This window comes from Parahaliea mediterranea (assembly GCF_003402235.1).
GTDB lineage: Bacteria > Pseudomonadota > Gammaproteobacteria > Pseudomonadales > Halieaceae > Parahaliea > Parahaliea mediterranea.
This window is the reverse complement of record NZ_QEWO01000001.1, coordinates 189,433-204,877: the sequence shown is the minus strand read 5'-3', so window position 1 is coordinate 204,877 and position 15,445 is coordinate 189,433. Positions and strand designations below refer to the sequence as shown.

General features: G+C 61.8%; 15 protein-coding genes. 8 read left to right on the top strand and 7 right to left on the bottom strand.

What is annotated here, in order from left to right:
- Positions 1–64: 64 nt before the first annotated feature.
- The gene (locus DDZ17_RS00775) at positions 65–841 is read left to right on the top strand and encodes an SDR family NAD(P)-dependent oxidoreductase (RefSeq protein ID WP_116364052.1); all 777 of its coding nucleotides are present in this window, start codon (positions 65–67) and stop codon (positions 839–841) included.
- 197 nt (positions 842–1,038) lie between these two features.
- Here DDZ17_RS00775 and purU read toward each other — a convergent pair whose 3' ends face one another.
- On the bottom strand, positions 1,039–1,902 hold the full coding sequence (purU, locus tag DDZ17_RS00770; RefSeq protein ID WP_116364051.1) for a formyltetrahydrofolate deformylase: 864 nt from the start codon (positions 1,900–1,902) through the stop codon (positions 1,039–1,041).
- A gap of 146 nt (positions 1,903–2,048) precedes the next feature.
- Between purU and DDZ17_RS00765 the strand changes: the two genes are divergently transcribed.
- Both DDZ17_RS00765 and DDZ17_RS00760 read left to right on the top strand, forming a co-directional pair.
- The gene (locus DDZ17_RS00765; protein ID WP_170150124.1) at positions 2,049–2,675 is read left to right on the top strand and encodes a TetR/AcrR family transcriptional regulator; all 627 of its coding nucleotides are present in this window, start codon (positions 2,049–2,051) and stop codon (positions 2,673–2,675) included.
- A 208-nt stretch (positions 2,676–2,883) separates the two neighbouring features.
- Positions 2,884–4,539 carry a hypothetical protein gene (locus DDZ17_RS00760; protein WP_116364049.1) on the top strand — a complete coding sequence of 552 codons (1,656 nt, stop codon included), beginning with the start codon at positions 2,884–2,886 and terminating at the stop codon, positions 4,537–4,539.
- A 410-nt stretch (positions 4,540–4,949) separates the two neighbouring features.
- On the opposite strand, the gene DDZ17_RS00755 is transcribed toward DDZ17_RS00760, so the two are convergent.
- Positions 4,950–5,273 (bottom strand): winged helix-turn-helix transcriptional regulator, encoded by a 324-nt coding sequence (locus tag DDZ17_RS00755; protein WP_116364048.1) that lies wholly within the window; start codon positions 5,271–5,273, stop codon positions 4,950–4,952.
- 138 nt (positions 5,274–5,411) lie between these two features.
- Here DDZ17_RS00755 and DDZ17_RS22875 point away from each other — a divergent pair, with 138 nt between their 5' ends.
- The 5 genes from DDZ17_RS22875 to DDZ17_RS00735 all read left to right on the top strand — a co-directional run bounded on the left by DDZ17_RS22875 (position 5,412) and on the right by DDZ17_RS00735 (position 8,509).
- The gene (locus tag DDZ17_RS22875; protein ID WP_277749283.1) at positions 5,412–5,540 is read left to right on the top strand and encodes a hypothetical protein; all 129 of its coding nucleotides are present in this window, start codon (positions 5,412–5,414) and stop codon (positions 5,538–5,540) included.
- Positions 5,537–6,289, top strand: a complete 753-nt coding sequence (locus DDZ17_RS00750; protein WP_116364047.1) for a hypothetical protein — start codon at positions 5,537–5,539, stop codon at positions 6,287–6,289. Before DDZ17_RS22875 ends, DDZ17_RS00750 begins: the two co-directional genes overlap by 4 nt.
- A 14-nt stretch (positions 6,290–6,303) precedes the next feature.
- Complete coding sequence (locus DDZ17_RS00745; RefSeq protein WP_193940519.1) at positions 6,304–6,843, top strand: redoxin domain-containing protein; 540 nt, start codon at positions 6,304–6,306, stop codon at positions 6,841–6,843.
- A 118-nt stretch (positions 6,844–6,961) separates the two neighbouring features.
- Positions 6,962–7,579, top strand: coding sequence for a TrmH family RNA methyltransferase (locus DDZ17_RS00740; protein ID WP_116364046.1), 618 nt, complete (start codon positions 6,962–6,964; stop codon positions 7,577–7,579).
- A gap of 372 nt (positions 7,580–7,951) precedes the next feature.
- Positions 7,952–8,509, top strand: coding sequence for a nitroreductase family protein (locus tag DDZ17_RS00735; RefSeq protein WP_116364045.1), 558 nt, complete (start codon positions 7,952–7,954; stop codon positions 8,507–8,509).
- 22 nt (positions 8,510–8,531) lie between these two features.
- Here the strand turns inward: DDZ17_RS00735 and DDZ17_RS00730 are convergent, their stop codons facing one another.
- From DDZ17_RS00730 to DDZ17_RS00710, 5 genes are all read right to left on the bottom strand, one after another.
- Positions 8,532–9,914 (bottom strand): GntP family permease, encoded by a 1,383-nt coding sequence (locus DDZ17_RS00730; protein WP_241505746.1) that lies wholly within the window; start codon positions 9,912–9,914, stop codon positions 8,532–8,534.
- Positions 9,915–10,010: 96 nt separating this feature from the next.
- Positions 10,011–11,504, bottom strand: a complete 1,494-nt coding sequence (locus tag DDZ17_RS00725) for a UxaA family hydrolase (protein WP_116364044.1) — start codon at positions 11,502–11,504, stop codon at positions 10,011–10,013.
- A 3-nt stretch (positions 11,505–11,507) separates the two neighbouring features.
- Positions 11,508–12,680 carry an L-lactate dehydrogenase gene (locus DDZ17_RS00720; RefSeq protein ID WP_116364043.1) on the bottom strand — a complete coding sequence of 391 codons (1,173 nt, stop codon included), beginning with the start codon at positions 12,678–12,680 and terminating at the stop codon, positions 11,508–11,510.
- Between the two features lie 28 nt (positions 12,681–12,708).
- Entirely contained in the window at positions 12,709–13,641 is a 933-nt protein-coding gene (locus tag DDZ17_RS00715; RefSeq protein ID WP_116364042.1) for a 2-hydroxyacid dehydrogenase, read from the bottom strand.
- Positions 13,642–13,696: 55 nt separating this feature from the next.
- The gene (locus DDZ17_RS00710) at positions 13,697–15,436 is read right to left on the bottom strand and encodes a dihydroxy-acid dehydratase (RefSeq protein ID WP_116364041.1); all 1,740 of its coding nucleotides are present in this window, start codon (positions 15,434–15,436) and stop codon (positions 13,697–13,699) included.
- Between the last annotated feature and the right edge of the window lie 9 nt (positions 15,437–15,445).

The following is a 15,445-nucleotide window of genomic DNA, read 5'->3' as shown; positions in this document are numbered from 1 at the left end:
GGCAAGCCACAGGCCGGCCCTCCATAGTCGGCGTTCATGCCAGCGGATAAACAGGATAAACGCGATGACCCATGACGCCCGACTCACCAACAAAGCCCTGCTCATTCTCGGCGCCGGCACCGGCATTGGCGCCGCCACCGCGCGCCGGGTGGCCGCCGAAGGCGCCCGCGTGTGCCTCGCGGACATCAACAGTGAGGCCGCCGAGGCGGTAGCACAGGACATTCGTGACGCCGGCCAGCAGGCCTTTGCCCTGGCCTTCGACATTGCCGACGAGGATTCGGTGAACGCCGTGGTCAAGGCGGCCATAAGCGAACTGGGCGCACTGGATGGCGCCCACATCAACGCCGCCGATCTCAAGATCATCCATGAAGACAGCGATGTCCTGTCGCAACCGATGGCGGTGTTCGACCGCACCATGGCGGTAAACCTGCGTGGCCACTTTCTGGCCACCCGGGCCCTGCTGCCGGTACTGCTGGAAAACGGCGGCGGCGCCCTGGTGTACACCAGCTCCGGCGCGGTGGAAGCCGCCGAACCCACCCGCCCCGCCTACGCCATGAGCAAGAGCGGCATCAACGCCCTCATGCGCCACGTGGCCAGCGGCTGGGGCCGCGAGGGCATTCGCGCCAACTGCGTGTCCCCGGGGCTGACCATCACCGATGAAATGCGCGCCAGCGGGCTGCTGTCGCCCGAATTCCAGAAAATGGCCCTGGCCGGCACACCCCACCCGCGCCTGGGCCACCCCAACGACATTGCCGCCATGGTGGCCCTGCTGCTGTCGGACGACGGCCAGTGGATCAACGGCCAGGCCTTCCATGTGGATGGCGGGACGATCATGCGATAGCGCATTCGACTGGGCGAGCGATAACCCCTCGCCCTCCCCGCCAGCCGGGCCATCGCAACCCCTACTGGCGCATCCCCAAGGCTGGGCTACGCTGAACTCACCGGAGCGACCTTCACCTTCCAGGCCCAGGTGGACAGCTGCGACGGCCCCATCGTCAACAGCGCCGACATTTCAACCTCCGATGCCAGCGCCAGCACTCAGGAAAACACCACCGTCTTGTTGCCCTGCACCAGCACTCGGTCCTCCAGGTGATAGCGCAGGCCCCGGGCCAGCACGGTTTTTTCCACATCCTTGCCCAAGCGCACCAGGTCTTCCACCGTATCGTGGTGGCGAATACGGATCACGTCCTGCTCAATGATCGGCCCCGCGTCCAGTTCCTCGGTGACATAGTGGCAGGTGGCACCCGTGAGCTTGACCCCGCGCTGGAAGGCCTGGTGATAGGGCCTGGCACCCACGAAGGACGGCAAAAAACTGTGATGAATGTTGATGATGCGCCCGCCATAGTCCGAACACAGCCAGGGTGGGAGTATCTGCATATAGCGCGCCAGCACAATGGTGTCTGGGTTCGCGGCGCGGATCAGGTCCGAGGTGGCCTCAAAGGCCGCCGCCTTGCCCGCGCTGTCGCCCGGCACCGGCACCCAGTGATAGGGCACCCCGTGCCACTCCACCAGTGGGCGCAGGTCTTCGTGGTTGGAAATCACACACACCGGGTCGAAGGGCATGTCACCGCTGCGCCACAGGTGCAGCAGGTCCGCCAGGCAGTGGTCCAGCTTGCTCACCATCAGCACCACCCGCTGGGGCCGCTGGGACTCCGTCAGGCGCCACGTCATTTGCAGGTCGCGAGCCACCGGTTCAAAGGCCGCCCGGAAGGCATCCGCATCCATCGCCAGGCTGTCGGCATCCACCACATAACGCATGTAGAACATGCGGGTTTCCGTGTCTTCGTACTGGTTGGCGCCGATAATGGAACCGCCCTGTTCGGCAATGAACCCCGCAATGCGGGCCACAATACCCACCTGGTCCGGGCAGATGCCCACGAGTCGGTAGCTGCGCTGTGTCATACCTGTTGGCTTCCTGCTGGTACATGCTGCGAAAAAGGGGGCTAACACTAGCACTAAGTGGATTCCGGCGCAGCCCACGAACAGGCAATTGCGCCGCGCCGCTGCCTGGGACACACTGGCCCCTTTTGCACAGCGGACTCCAGCACGTGGCCAACAGCGCGCCCTACCACCACGGCGACCTCTACAAATCCCTGATCGTCGCCGCCGCCGAGTTGATCGAGGAAGAGGGCCTGATGGGCTTTTCCATGGTAGCGGCGGCTCGCCGCCTGGGGGTCAGCAGTGCCGCCCCCTATCGCCACTTTCGTGACCGCAGTGCACTGCTCAACGCGGTAACCGACCTGGCCTTCTATGCGCTCAACAATGAGATGGAAGCCGCCGTCGACCGCTTTGAGCCCGGTACTGAGGACTGCCTGGTAGCCCTGGGCACGGCCTATCTGCACTTTCTTCAGCGCCACCAACCATTCTACGAATTGATGTGGGGCAGCCTGGCAGCGGAGATGGCCACTCCGGAGTGTTTCGCCGGCCGGGTACGCGGCCTGCACTTCTTCGTTGCCGCCCTGGCGGACTGGTGCCGCCTGAACGGAGTCACCCACCGCGCTCCGGAAGACATCGCCCTCGCCTTCTGGTCCATGGCCCATGGCCTCAGCCTTTTGCAAAACCACCGGGCCTTTACCGAAATTCGCCGCGACAACAGCATCGAAGACATGTTGCGCACCAACGCCCTTGTTTACCTGCAAGGCGTACTGGCCGAGGCGCGGCACGGGCCGGCATAGGCCCGCGTGTCACTGCCAAAAGAATTTAACCCATTTTAGACCGATGGTCAGTTTTTTGTAGTACGGTCAGCATGTAATCCACTAAAATGTCCTCGCCGAGACGCTCCCCGGTTTCGACAATCTCTGACAAACGCCCCGCTCCCGGTGGCAAGCCCAAGTATTGCCCCGGCGCGGATATCGAGTCGTTACATAAACAGAGGAACAGGACTTGCTACGCACCTTACGCTACCTAACAACCGGCCTTGCACTGGGCTGCCTTAACAACATTGCCCACGCCGTGGTCATTGACACCTTCGATACCGGCCAACCGGCAATCAGCCGGACCGCGCCGACCGATACCGGTACCCGTGTCGACGCGTGGGTATCCGGCGCGGGCATTCTCGGCGGCGAACGCGAGCTTACGCTCACCCTGAACCCCACTGTTGGTGACGGCACCCGCCTGAACGCCGAGGTTTCAGGCGGCACCTACAATCTCAACAAAGACTCCACGGCGGGCTCATTTTCATACGCCTACATTGTCTGGGATGGCGTCGACGGTAGCGGTACCGTCGACCCCAATGGCCTGAGCAGCGTCGACTTGACCGAAGCCGGCAGTCACGACGCCATCTCAATTAGCGTGCGCAACAACAGTAATCCAGCCACGGTGTATGTCGTGGCCGATTCCGGCTTCGGGTATTCGTCCCGGGCGGCGCTCAATCTCCCCGGCGGCGTGGCTTCACCACGTACCTTTACCGTACCCTTTTCAGTTTTTTCGACATTGGGCTTCAACGGCCCGGCCAGCTTCGACGACATCGGCGCATTGCAATTACAGATTTCATCGATGCCTGCGCAGAACCTGGTCATAGACCGGGTGCAAACCACATCGACTCTCAGCGCCACCAAGCGCGATAGCCTGCTGCTGGATGTCAACAACGACGGCGTGGCCAACCCGGGAGATGTGCTGCGCTATACCGTGCAGGTCGTCAACGCCATGGGCGATGGCAGCGGGCAGGTAGACAACGTGATGTTCAGCGACACCCTGGATAGCCATACCAGCCTGGTGGCAGGCTCCATCAGCACCACCCAGGGTGTCGTCCTGTCAGGCAACAACCCCGGCGACACGGCTGTGAGCATGGACCTCGGCACCCTGATCGACGGCACCACGGTGACCTTGAGTTTTGATGCGACCATCGACAACCCCGGCCCGGCCGGGCTCACTCAGGTGGCCAACCAGGGCACGGTATCCGCCGACAGCCTGACGACCCTGCTCACCAACGACCCAGACACCGGCCCGCCAAACGACGCGACGGTCACTGCCGTGGTGGTGCCGCCTGTACTTTCCGCCACCCTGGGCAGCACGCTCGCAGTGGATAGTAACGGCGACTCCCAGGCCGGCGCCGGCGATACCTTGCTCCTGCAGATGAGCGTCACCAACACCGGCGGCCCCGCGACGGCCCTGGTGTTCAAGCTGCCCGATCCGGCCAACGCGCAACTGCGAAACGACAGCGTCAATACGTCCCGGGGGGTGGTGACCAGCGGCAATGGCGCGGGCGATTCCAGCGTCGAGGTGGCCCTGGGTGATCTACCCGGGGGAGCCTCCGCCACCGTCAGCGTGGAAGTGATGCTGCCGGCGCCGTTGCCCGTCGGCCTAAGCCAATTGAGTGTTCAAGGCCAACTCAGCGGCGGCAACTTTGTTGCCTTCAATACCGACGATCCTGGCACCGTAGCCGTAGGCGATGCCACGGTGGTGGCTCTGGCCGCCGCGCCACCACCACCGCCTGCACCCGGCACCGGCGCACATGCTATCCCGGTCACTGGCCCCGCCGGCCTGGCGTTAATGATTATCGCGCTGTTGGTCGCGGGTGCGAGAAGCCGGCACGGGTAAACTGGCGCAGGCACATCGTATACGGGTCGGATCGCTTGAGGCCGCCTACTCTCCTAGCGCGTCACGCTTGCACCTGAAGTCGGGAAGGACGCGGGACGGCTCCCGCCGTCCTCCCACTCCCCCATAGATGCGGTTTCGTAGCCAACCAGCATTCCAAGCTATTGGTTGGGGCGCGCAAAAACGTACAGAAAGCCCAGCAAAGGAAAGGAAAGGAAAGCGGTAAATTTAAGAGTGCATTTCCCAAGTTCCCAAGCAGCTATCTCCCTGGTAAAACAAGCACATGCTGCTATCCGACAAGATTTAGCGTTTCTGGATGCTGGCAGCGAAGGGCACAGGGGCAGGGTCCAGTAGGCCCCTCTGGCATGCAACCGCTGGGGTAAAATCTGATGCCAGTAAAACGTATCAGCCAATTACCCCGATTCTCTGTCTCGAATCTCCTGATCGAGGTCCTGTATCTGTCGAATGATACTTAGGAGTTCTTCCCCTTGTAACGTGAGTGAGTACTCTGTGCGCGGGGGCACTTCAGGGAAGCTTGTCTTCTCAAGCAGACCATAGGATGTCAATTTACGTAATCGTTCAGACAGTACTTTTTTGGAGATACCGGCAATGCGCCTCTCCAATGCACCAGGACGGTTGACACCGTCACCGACGGCCAGCAGCACAGATACGGACCACTTGCACCCGACAACGTCCTCCAGTTTTCGATAAGCGCTGGGGCTGCTGCGGACGCTCATTTTTTTCTCTTTAGATTTCGCCAATTTACACCAATAAGTGCCTACTGAACCTATAGGTTACCGCTTTTTTTGCTGAGCCCGGGCGCTATCCTTGGGCGTGTAAACAATGTTTCGACGTTCGACGTGAGGAACATCATCATGACTGAAAAATCGATCTTGTACCACGCTGGCTGCCCTGTGGCCGCTATAGAGCAGAAAAACCCTGCCAAGGCAGTCGATCCTGATCGCTCTATTAACTTCGGTGCAGCATTGGAGGCACTAAAATGAACGTAATACTTCGCAGCATGGCCATCGGCGCACTGGCGCTCGGCACAGGTTTTAGCGTCGCCTTCGCCCACGGGCCAGAAGATGGCGGAATTATGGCGCCCGATGGAAAAGGCGTTGCCGCCCCGTTTGACATTATTCATGCCCGGATTACCACGGATGGCAATGTAGCGGTATTCCATATGGGAGTCTCGGGCAATGCAGGCGCTTCTAAGCCCAGCGCTTCTGGCAAATTGGCGGGCTCTCGAGTTTTTTCCTACGTTTGGCCTACCAGCATCGATACTGCCGGTGTGGGTTTCGACGAGAAAGCGGGTATTCTCGCCTTCGCTGTCACGGCACATCCCGATTTTGATGATACCCCGCTGTTTGACGAAAATGGCGATGGCAAACTGGATAACGATGGTGACCTTTGGCACAGCCACTGGGTGGTACTGGCACCGGATGAGGCGTGCGGCGCTGGAAATCTCAAGGTCAAGGATATTCCTGAAGGATCAAAGCCAAGCCTGCCGCCCACCTGGCCTGGGCTGCCCATTCTGATCGATAGCCCCGGCTGGTCACCGGTGATCAGTGGCGATACCGTTGAAGTTCGCGTGCCATTTCATGATATTGGCATGGTTAAAGCGGCCTCGTTTGACGGCGTCACCGCCGGTCTGCGCGTCAACGACAGCATCCACGCCCCTTTGCTCTGCGTGGTTGACGTATTTGACGTGGCATCCGGTGATCTCAGTCTTCCGGGCAAGACCAACCGATAGCGAGACGATAACCGATGAGCGTGTGTGAAGCCCCGGAACTGCAGACCACCCATTGGTTCAACGCGGACGCGCCCCTGACGCTGGCATCCTTGCGGGGGCGAGTGGTGCTCATCGAGGCGTTCCAAATGTTGTGCCCTGGGTGTGTTTCCCACGGATTGCCGCAAGCTCAACGAGTTGCGACAACCTTCCACAAGGAAGATGTCGCGGTAATCGGAGTACATACTGTATTTGAGCATCACGCCGCTCAGGGCAGCCAGGAAGCGCTACAAGCCTTCCTTCATGAGTACCGCATAACTTTCCCCGTTGGTATGGACACACCGTCGGACAATGGCATGCTGCCCAAGACAATGCGTGCCTATGGTCTGCAGGGCACCCCGAGCCTGCTACTGATCGACCACAAAGGAAAACTGCGCAAGCACAAGTTTGGACATGAGCCCGATCTGCTACTCGGGGCCGAAATCATGTCCTTGATTTGTGAGCAACGCACAAATCCGCCAGATCCCGCCGACGAATTTTCTGTAGCGAGGAGCGGCCCCAAAAAACAGTCAGTCTGATGACTTTACCCCTTGTTGATCGGTTGAATTCCCGGCCAAAAGCGGACATTTGGCCTAAAATGGGCAGATTCCGCCTTTCGAGCTACAGCGGACTATCTCAGGGAGCACACTGTAAAACATGGAAGAAGACAAAAAGCAAAAGAGTGCCGTCAGGCGCCGCGCCAATAAAATCAAGGCGTATCGGTGCAAAAATCTAATAGCCGTAATTGAAGACCCTCACGACATTAGGAACATTGGAACCGTGATTCGTAATGTAAATGCTCTAGGGGTTGAGAAAGTTTATGTGGTTGATCCGCGGAAGAAGCTGCCGGATGAGTGGGAGGATATGCGGGCCAGGAAGTCCCTGTCGTCTACTTCGGTGTCTGCCATAAAATGGACATTTGTAAAACGGTTCGATAGCACTTCAGATTGCTTTGATCACCTTGAAAAAAACAACTTCACCTCAGTGGTCACATCCCCTCATGTCAAAGGACGGACGAATATCGTATTGCATGAAGGTGATTTCACTGAGGACCACAAACTCGCTGTTTGGTTTGGTAGCGAGTCGAGGGGTATTACCGATGAAGCAGTGAAGCGAAGCAAAGCCTGCATCAACATCCCGATGCTTGGCATTATCGAGAGTCTGAATCTGGGCACCACTTCTGGCATCGTCCTCTATGAAATCACCAAGCAGAGGCGGGCTTATCAGCGACTCTACAGTCGCAAAAATAAGAGGGGGCGAAAGTACCTCGCTTAGAAAGTGCCTTGCCTAGTCGCTCTCTGGACCGTTTTTCGAAACAGGTCGTCCTTTTCTTGTCAAAATGTTGGCTTGGCCAACCACCGCTTGGAGGGCTGTGCTGCCTTTACGATATTTCGCGGCCACCCTTGCCGCTAGCGTAACGTGTCCGTCCCGGACATTTGCACGGCCAGCAACATACATTACTTTTCGTTTATTTCGAAAGTATCTACAAAATTTATTCGATTTATTCGCTCACTCACTCCCGGCACACTACAGGGGTATTGCAGCGGGTGGCCGGCGCTTGAGGCGCGGCGGCTACCTGAACAATAACCCCCGTGCCGGCCCCATACCTGCCTGCACGACACTGAGAATTTGCACAAGGAGAACGCCATGAGTGAGATTCACCCCCTGTTCCGCCAGCGCCGTAGCCCCTACCAGTTTGACCCGGCCCGCAATGTCAGCGGCACGGATGTGGATGCCCTGTTCGAAGCGGCCCGCTGGACGATGTCGTCCTACAATGCCCAGCCGTGGCGCTACATTGTTGGGGTGAAGGCGGAGAATCCCGCGCTCTGGCAGGCGATTTTCGAGGTGCTGGTGGAAGGCAACCAGCCCTGGGCCCAGCATGCGCCGGTTCTGGCGCTGGGAGTGATGGAGACGGCCTTTGAGCACAACGGCGAGCCGAACAAGGCGGCCGCCCATGACCTGGGGGCAGCGTCAGCCTTTCTCACACTGGAAGCCACGGCCCGGGGCCTGGTGGTCCACCAGATGATCGGCATCGAGCCGGAAAAAGCCCACGCGGACTTTCAACTGGGCGACAGCCAACAAGCGCTGACAGCCCTGGCCATTGGCTATGCCGGTGATAACCCAAGCCTTCCCGCCGCCTATATCGAGCGCGACGAAGCGCCGCGCCAGCGCAAGCCTCTGGCGGAGATTGTACGGCGCAGCTAGTCGCTGTCCTTCAATAAACTCATCAACCGACCACCGCCACCGCTGCGATACACAGCAGCGTTGCCACCACCGGAATGACCACGGTCACCATGCCGACATCCCGATAGGCCTGCTTGTGGGTCAGGCCGGTGATGGTGAGCATGGCCACCACCGCTCCGCAGTGGGGCAGCGAGTCAAAGCCGCCGGCGGCCATGGTGGCCAGGCGGTGCAACACCTCGGGGGCGATGCCCGCCTCCAGGTAACCTGGCGCCATGGTGCTTATGAATATCTGCAGGCCGCCAGAGGCGGAGCCGGTGATGGCCGAAATCATGCTGATAGACGTGAACATGGACAGCAGCGGCGGCAGCGGTGCTTCCAACATCAGCTGGACGAACTGTTGGAAGCCGGCAGTGTGAGTCACCACCCCGCCAAAGCCGATCACTGCGGCGGTGTTGATGAGCGGCATAATGGAGTCCTGGGTGCCCTGCCCCACAGTGTGCAGGGCCTTGCCACGCAATTCCCGGAACAGGATGACACACAGCAGCGTGCCACCCATCAGGGCCAGGCTCGGCCACACCACGGGCTGGCTGTTGGCAAATTGCAGCAGGGCGTAATCCGCCGCTGCATCGCCCAGCACGATGGTGAGCAGGCGCGGCAGCAGGATAGTGCCCAGCACCACCACCGGCGGCAGCAGGGCCAGGGGCCAGACTGGATAGGCTGACTCGCCCGGGTCGGCCTGCAGGCTGTGGTCGGTGGGCCCGGGCTGAAAGCCCTCTCCTTGCTGCAGGGCCTGCAGGCGCTGGCGCTCCAGGTACCACATGCCAAGGCCGAACATGATCAGCCCACCCAGCACGCCAAGCCAGGCGCCGGCGAACAGGTCGGTGCCCAGGGCCACCGAGGAAATCACGTTGTGGATGGAGGGCGTGCCGGGCAAGGCCGTCAGGGTATAGGTGCCAGAGCCCAACGCCAGCGCCGCGCAGAACAACCGCTTGGGAACGTTTGCCTGTTGCAGTAGCTTCAACCCCAGCGGGTACATGGCGAAAATCACCACGAATACCACCACGCCCCCGTAGGTGAGCAGGGTTGATGCCAACACGGTGATCCACAGCACCCGTTGGGCACCCATTTTGCGCACCATGGCCATGGCGATACTGGAGGCCGCGTGGCTGTCACCCATCACCCGGCCAAACATAGCTCCGGCGGCAAACAGCAGGAAGAATTTGCCAGCGAAGGTGAAGGCCCCCAGGCCCCCGAAAGAGAAGTACTCGCCCAGCCCCTCGGCGATGGGCAAGCCGTTGGTGACAATCACCAGCGCCGAGCTCAGCAACGCCGCGAGGATGATGTTGACGCCGCGCAGCGCCAGCCAGATCAGCAGTACCAGGCCACCGAAAAGCCCGAGGTAGCCCATGAGTGCGGTGAGCGTCATAGTGATTCCTGTTGCCGTTTTATCGTTGTCATTGGGTTGTTGTTATTGCGTTCGCCCGCGGCGGGGTCAAAAAATACCCACCGCGATGCGATGGACTCAGAGCATAATACCCAGATCCCAGGGGCAGAATTCCTCTTCGCCATAGCCGAGAATTTCGCTCTTGGTCTTCTCCCCGGAGGCCACGGCGATGATGCGCTCGAAAATCTGCGCGCCGCTCTCTTCGACGGTTTCGCTGCCTTCCAGGATGGTGCCGGTGTTGATGTCGATATCCTCCGGCATCAGCTTGAACATGCGGGTGTTGTCGATGAGTTTGATGGACGGCGTGGGCTTGCAGCCAAAGGCGGAACCGCGCCCGGTGGTAAACACCATCACCGTGGCGCCCCCGGCCACCTGGGCAGTGGCGCCCACCGGGTCGAAGGATGGCGCATCCATGAACACCAACCCCTTACCCGCCTCTACCTGCTCTGCGTACTGGTAGACAGCGTTCAGGTTGGTGGTGCCCCCCTTGGCAATGGAGCCCAGGGATTTTTCGATGATGGTGGTCAAACCCCCGGCCTTGTTGCCCGGCGACGGGTTGTTGTTGATCACCAGGCCGCGGGCGGCGGTGAACTCCTCCCACCACTTGACCCGATCCACCAGCTTCTGCCCCACTTCCTCACTGGCGGCCCGGGCGGTGAGCACATGCTCGGCGCCGTAGCATTCGGTGGTTTCGGACAGGATGGCGGTGCCCCCGTGGCGCACCAGCAAGTCCACCGCATAGCCCAGCGCCGGGTTGCAGCTGATGCCGGAATGGCCGTCGGAGCCGCCGCACTGCATGGCGAGCTTTAGCTCGCTCAGGGGAACGGGTTCGCGCTCCACCCGGTTGACCTCAGGCAACACGGCCTCGATACGGCGGATGGCTTCGGCCACGGTGGCCGGGGTGCCACCGGCCTCCTGGATGGACAGGGAATCACCCGGCCAGCCGTCCAGAATGTCGCCGAGGTTGGTGATTTCGCAGCCCAGGCCAATCACCACGATGTGGGCAAAATTGGGGTGTCGCACGTAGCCCCCCAGGGCGCGCTTGAACAGGGTGAAGCCTTCCAGCGGGGTGTCCAGCCCGCAGCCGCTTTTGTGGGTGAGCGCGACAACGCCATCCACGTTGGGGTAGTCACCCAGGCGGTCTTTGAAATGCTCCGACACCTGTTTCACCGCGGTGGCAGAGCAATTGACGCTGGCGATCACACCGACATAGTTGCGTGTGGCCACCCGGCCGTCGGCGCGCCGAATGCCCATAAAGGTGCGCGGCTCGGCAACGTACTCGGTGGGTTTGGCGTTGCCGCAGAAGTTGTAATCGCGCTCGAATTCCCCCATCGCCAGGTTGTGGGTGTGCACGTGGTCGCCCACGGCGATATCCGCGCTGGCAAAGCCGATGATCTGGTTGTAGCGGTGTACGGCATCCCCCACCTTCACTGCTCGCCGGGCCAGTTTGTGGCCGGCGGTAATGTCGGCATTGGCGACGATACCGTCCACCACCTCGCTGCCGGCCGCTATGTCACGCAGGGCAATCAGTACATCGTCGTTGGGATGCAACAGGGTATAGGCGTTGTTCATGACTTACTGCTCCCCGCCGTTGCCGCCATCAAGTAGTGCCGGCGTCAATTCCGACAGGCGGTTCACGCCCATCAGGGCCATTGCGGTGGCCATTTCTTTTTGCATCAGGGCGAGCAGTTGCTCCACACCGCCCTGCCCTTTGCTGGCCAGTGCATACACCCAGGCCCGCCCCAGGAACACCCCGCGGGCGCCCAGGCACAGCGCCTTGACCACGTCAATGCCGCTGCGCACGCCGCCATCGAGATAGACTTCCACCTGCTCGCCCACCGCATCAACCACACCCGGCAATTTGGCGATGGTGGATGCCACTGAATCCAACTGGCGCGCACCGTGGTTGGACACCAGCACCGCATCGGCGCCGGCGTCCACCGCGGCGCGGGCATCGTCGGCCTCCATAATGCCTTTGACCAGCAACTTGCCCTGCCACTGGTCGCGCAACCAGCGAATGTCGTCCCAGGTGCAGCTGGGGTCGAACTGGGAGTCGATAAAGGCCTTGTACAGGTCCAGGTCATCCGGGTCGGGTATTTTCTCGGCCAGGTTGCCGAAGTTGTGCGGCTTGCCCTTGATGCCAACGTCCCAAGCCCAGGCCGGGCTGGTGGCCAGCTGGGCCAGCTTGCTGAGGGTGCCGGGCAGGCCGCCGCCCAGCATGCCGTTGCGGTAGTCGCGCAGGCGCATGCCGGGTATGGGCAAATCCACGGTAAAGGCCAGGGTGGTGCAGCCGGCGGCGCGTGCCCGCTCCAGCAGGCGCTGGATAAACTCCCGGTCGCGCAGCATGTACAGCTGGAACCAGAACGGCCCCCGGGTGGCAGCTTGCACCTCTTCCAGCGAGCAGATGCTCATGGTGGACAGGGTGAATGGCACCTGTTGCGTATTGGCGGCCCGGGCCGCCTGTACTTCGCCGCGCCGGGCGTACATGCCGGTCATGCCCACCGGGGCCAGCACCAGCGGCGATTGCGCGCGAAAGCCCAGCAGCTCGCATTCGGTGCTCACGGCGGAGACATCGCGCATCACCCGCTGTTTGAGGCGCAGGCGCTGCAGGTCGCCGGCGTTGTCGCGCAGGGTCAGCTCGTCGTTGGCGGCCCCATCGATGTAGTCGAACAGAAAGCGCGGCAACCGCCTGCGCGCGCGGCGGCGGTGGTCATCGGCGGTTATCGGCACTACGTCAAAAATACTCATGGTGTTCTCCAGTTGTTATTGTCGGCGATCACACGCAGCGATCGCCCGGCGCTCCCTGCTGCAGGTAGGCCTGGATATTCCCCAACAGGCGCAGGGCCATGTCCATGCGGCACTCGCCGGTCGCGCTGCCAATGTGGGGCAGCAGGGTCACGTTGCTGAAGTCTTTAAGCGCCGGGGTGACCTCGGGTTCGAACTCGAACACATCCAGCCCCGCACCGCCCAGGTGGCCGCTGGCCAGTGCCTGCACCAGTGCTGCCTCATCCACCAGCGGGCCGCGGCCGGTGTTGATCAGCACCGCGCCGGCTTTCATCTGCTGCAGGGTAATGGCGTTCATCAGGTGCCGGGTAAAGGGGGTCAGGGGGCAGTTCAGCGACACGATATCGCTGGCCGCCAGCAGTTCTTCAAGGCTTTCGCAGTAGCGCGCGCCGGTAAGGCGCTCTGCCTCGGCCTTGCGGTTGGGGCCGTGGTACAGAATCTCCATGGCAAAGCCGCCGGCGCGGCGTGCCAGGGCCTGGCCGATATCGCCAAAGCCGACAATACCCAGGGTTTTGCCGTGCACTCGTTGCCCCAGTTGTTGCTGGGCGCCGGCCCAGTCGCCGGCGCGCAGGTGCTGCTCACAGGTGCTGAGGCGCCGGCAGGTAGCCAGCAGCAGGGCCATGGCGAGGTCGGCCGTATCTTCAGTCACCACCGGGGTATTGCTCACCATCAGGCCGCGCTCTCCTGCGGCCTTGAGGTCGATGTGATCGGTGCCCACGCCAACGCTGGCCACCAGCCCCATTGAGTCGGGGAAGCTGGCAATCAGTTCGGCGTCTACCGCGCTCATGGGGCTGGCCACGTACACGCTGCAGCCGGCCATGGCAGCGGCGTCGCGGCCGGCCACAACGGTCTGGCCTAACTGGCCGAGGCCCTGCATCAGGGCCGGCGGCAACTCAGCGGGTAGTGCTATTTTTATCTCGGACATGTCATTTCCTGTGCTTGGCGTGCCGGCCCCGGTACGACCCGGGGCGGGCAAAAGATTACTGATCGGCTTCGTTGCGCCAGTCGACGTTACCGTTGTGGGTCACGGCGCCACGGTTGGCCGGGCCGACACTGGCGATGTACTTCTGGGCGTAACCGGCGGCGGCGATATAGCCTTTGCCGCTGGGGTCGTCGCGCTTGAGGGTGCGCTCCCGTTCGCGCAGCTCGTCTTCGCCCACGTCAAGCACCAGGGTTTCGGCATTGAGGTCGATGTCGATCACATCGCCGCTCTGCACCAGGGCAATGAGCCCCCCGCGTGCCGCTTCGGGTGTGACATAACCCACGCAGAAGCCGCGGGACGCGCCGGAGAAGCGCCCGTCGGTCACCATGGCGACGCTTTCGCCCTTGCCCATGCCATAAAGCAGCGCGGTGATGGTCACCATCTCGCGCATGCCGGGGCCACCCACAGGCCCTTCGTTGCGAATCACCACCACGTCGCCGTCCTGGATTTCGTGGGCCAGCAGGCTCTGCAGGCAGGCCTCCTCGGATTCAAACACCCGGGCAGGCCCAGTGAAGCGCTCGCGCTCAAGGCCGGCGGTTTTGATCACCGCCCCCGCCGGAGCCAGGTTGCCCTTGAGAATTTTCAGGCCGCCGTGGCTGGAACGGGGTTTTTCCACCGGCTCGACTATGCGCCCATCCGCCTCGGGGGCATCCGCCAGGGCATCGGCCAGGGTTTCACCGCTGAGGGTCAGGCAGTCGCCGTGCAGGAAGCCGCCTTTCAGCAATTGCTTGAGGATAACCGGCACACCGCCAATCTCGTGCAGGTCCGGGTAGAGATAGGGGCCAGAGGGGCTGAGGTGGGTGAGCAGCGGGGTGCGGTCAAACACCTCGGCCACATCCTCGATGGTGAAGGCAATGCCCGCTTCGTTGGCAATGGCCGGGATGTGCAGCACGGAGTTGGTGGAGCCGCCGGTGGCCGCTACCGCCGCGCAGGCGTTTTCCAGGCTTTTGCGGGTCACTAGGTCGCGCGGCAGCGGGAAGTTGGCCTCTACGGCCTGCATCAACTGCCGCCCTGCTCGCCGCGCCATGGCGCGACGCTGGCTGTGTACCGAGGGAATGGTGCTGGACCCAAGGGGCGAAAAGCCCAGTACCTCGGCCACCATGCCCATGGTGTTGGCGGTGAACTGCCCGGCGCAGCAACCGGATGCAGGCCAGGCGGCACGGGACACCGCCTCCAGCTCTTCCTCGTCGGTCTGGGAGGCGATCAATTTGCCGGTGTACTCGCCCACGGTTTTGACTTCCGCCGGCGCATCCTTGTAGCGCCCGGCAATGGCCGGGCCGCCGTTGACGAAGGCACCGGGCACGTTCAGGCGGGTCAGGGCCATCATCATGCCGGGGAAGTTCTTGTCGCAGGCGCCGATACACATCAGGCCGTCGTACTGGTGGGCGCGCATCACTATCTCAATGCTGTCGGCAATCAGCTCCCGCGACATCAAGGAAAAATGCATGCCGGTGTGACCGTTCACCAGGCCGTCGGACACGGAAATGGTGGTGAACTCCCGCGGCGTGCCGCCGCCGCGGTAAATGCCAAAGCGCGCCTGTTCGGCAACCTCAGCAAGGCGTATGTTGCACGGGCTCATTTCACCGTGGCTGGACACCACGCCCACAAAGGGCTGCGCGATGTCCTCGTCGTCCAGCCCCATGCCACGCAACATGGCGCGGGCGGCGGCCTTGATCGGGCCGTTTTTCATGACGCTGGATCGATAGGGAGGTTTGTGACTGGCTTTACGGTCCGCCATGGTTGTTAT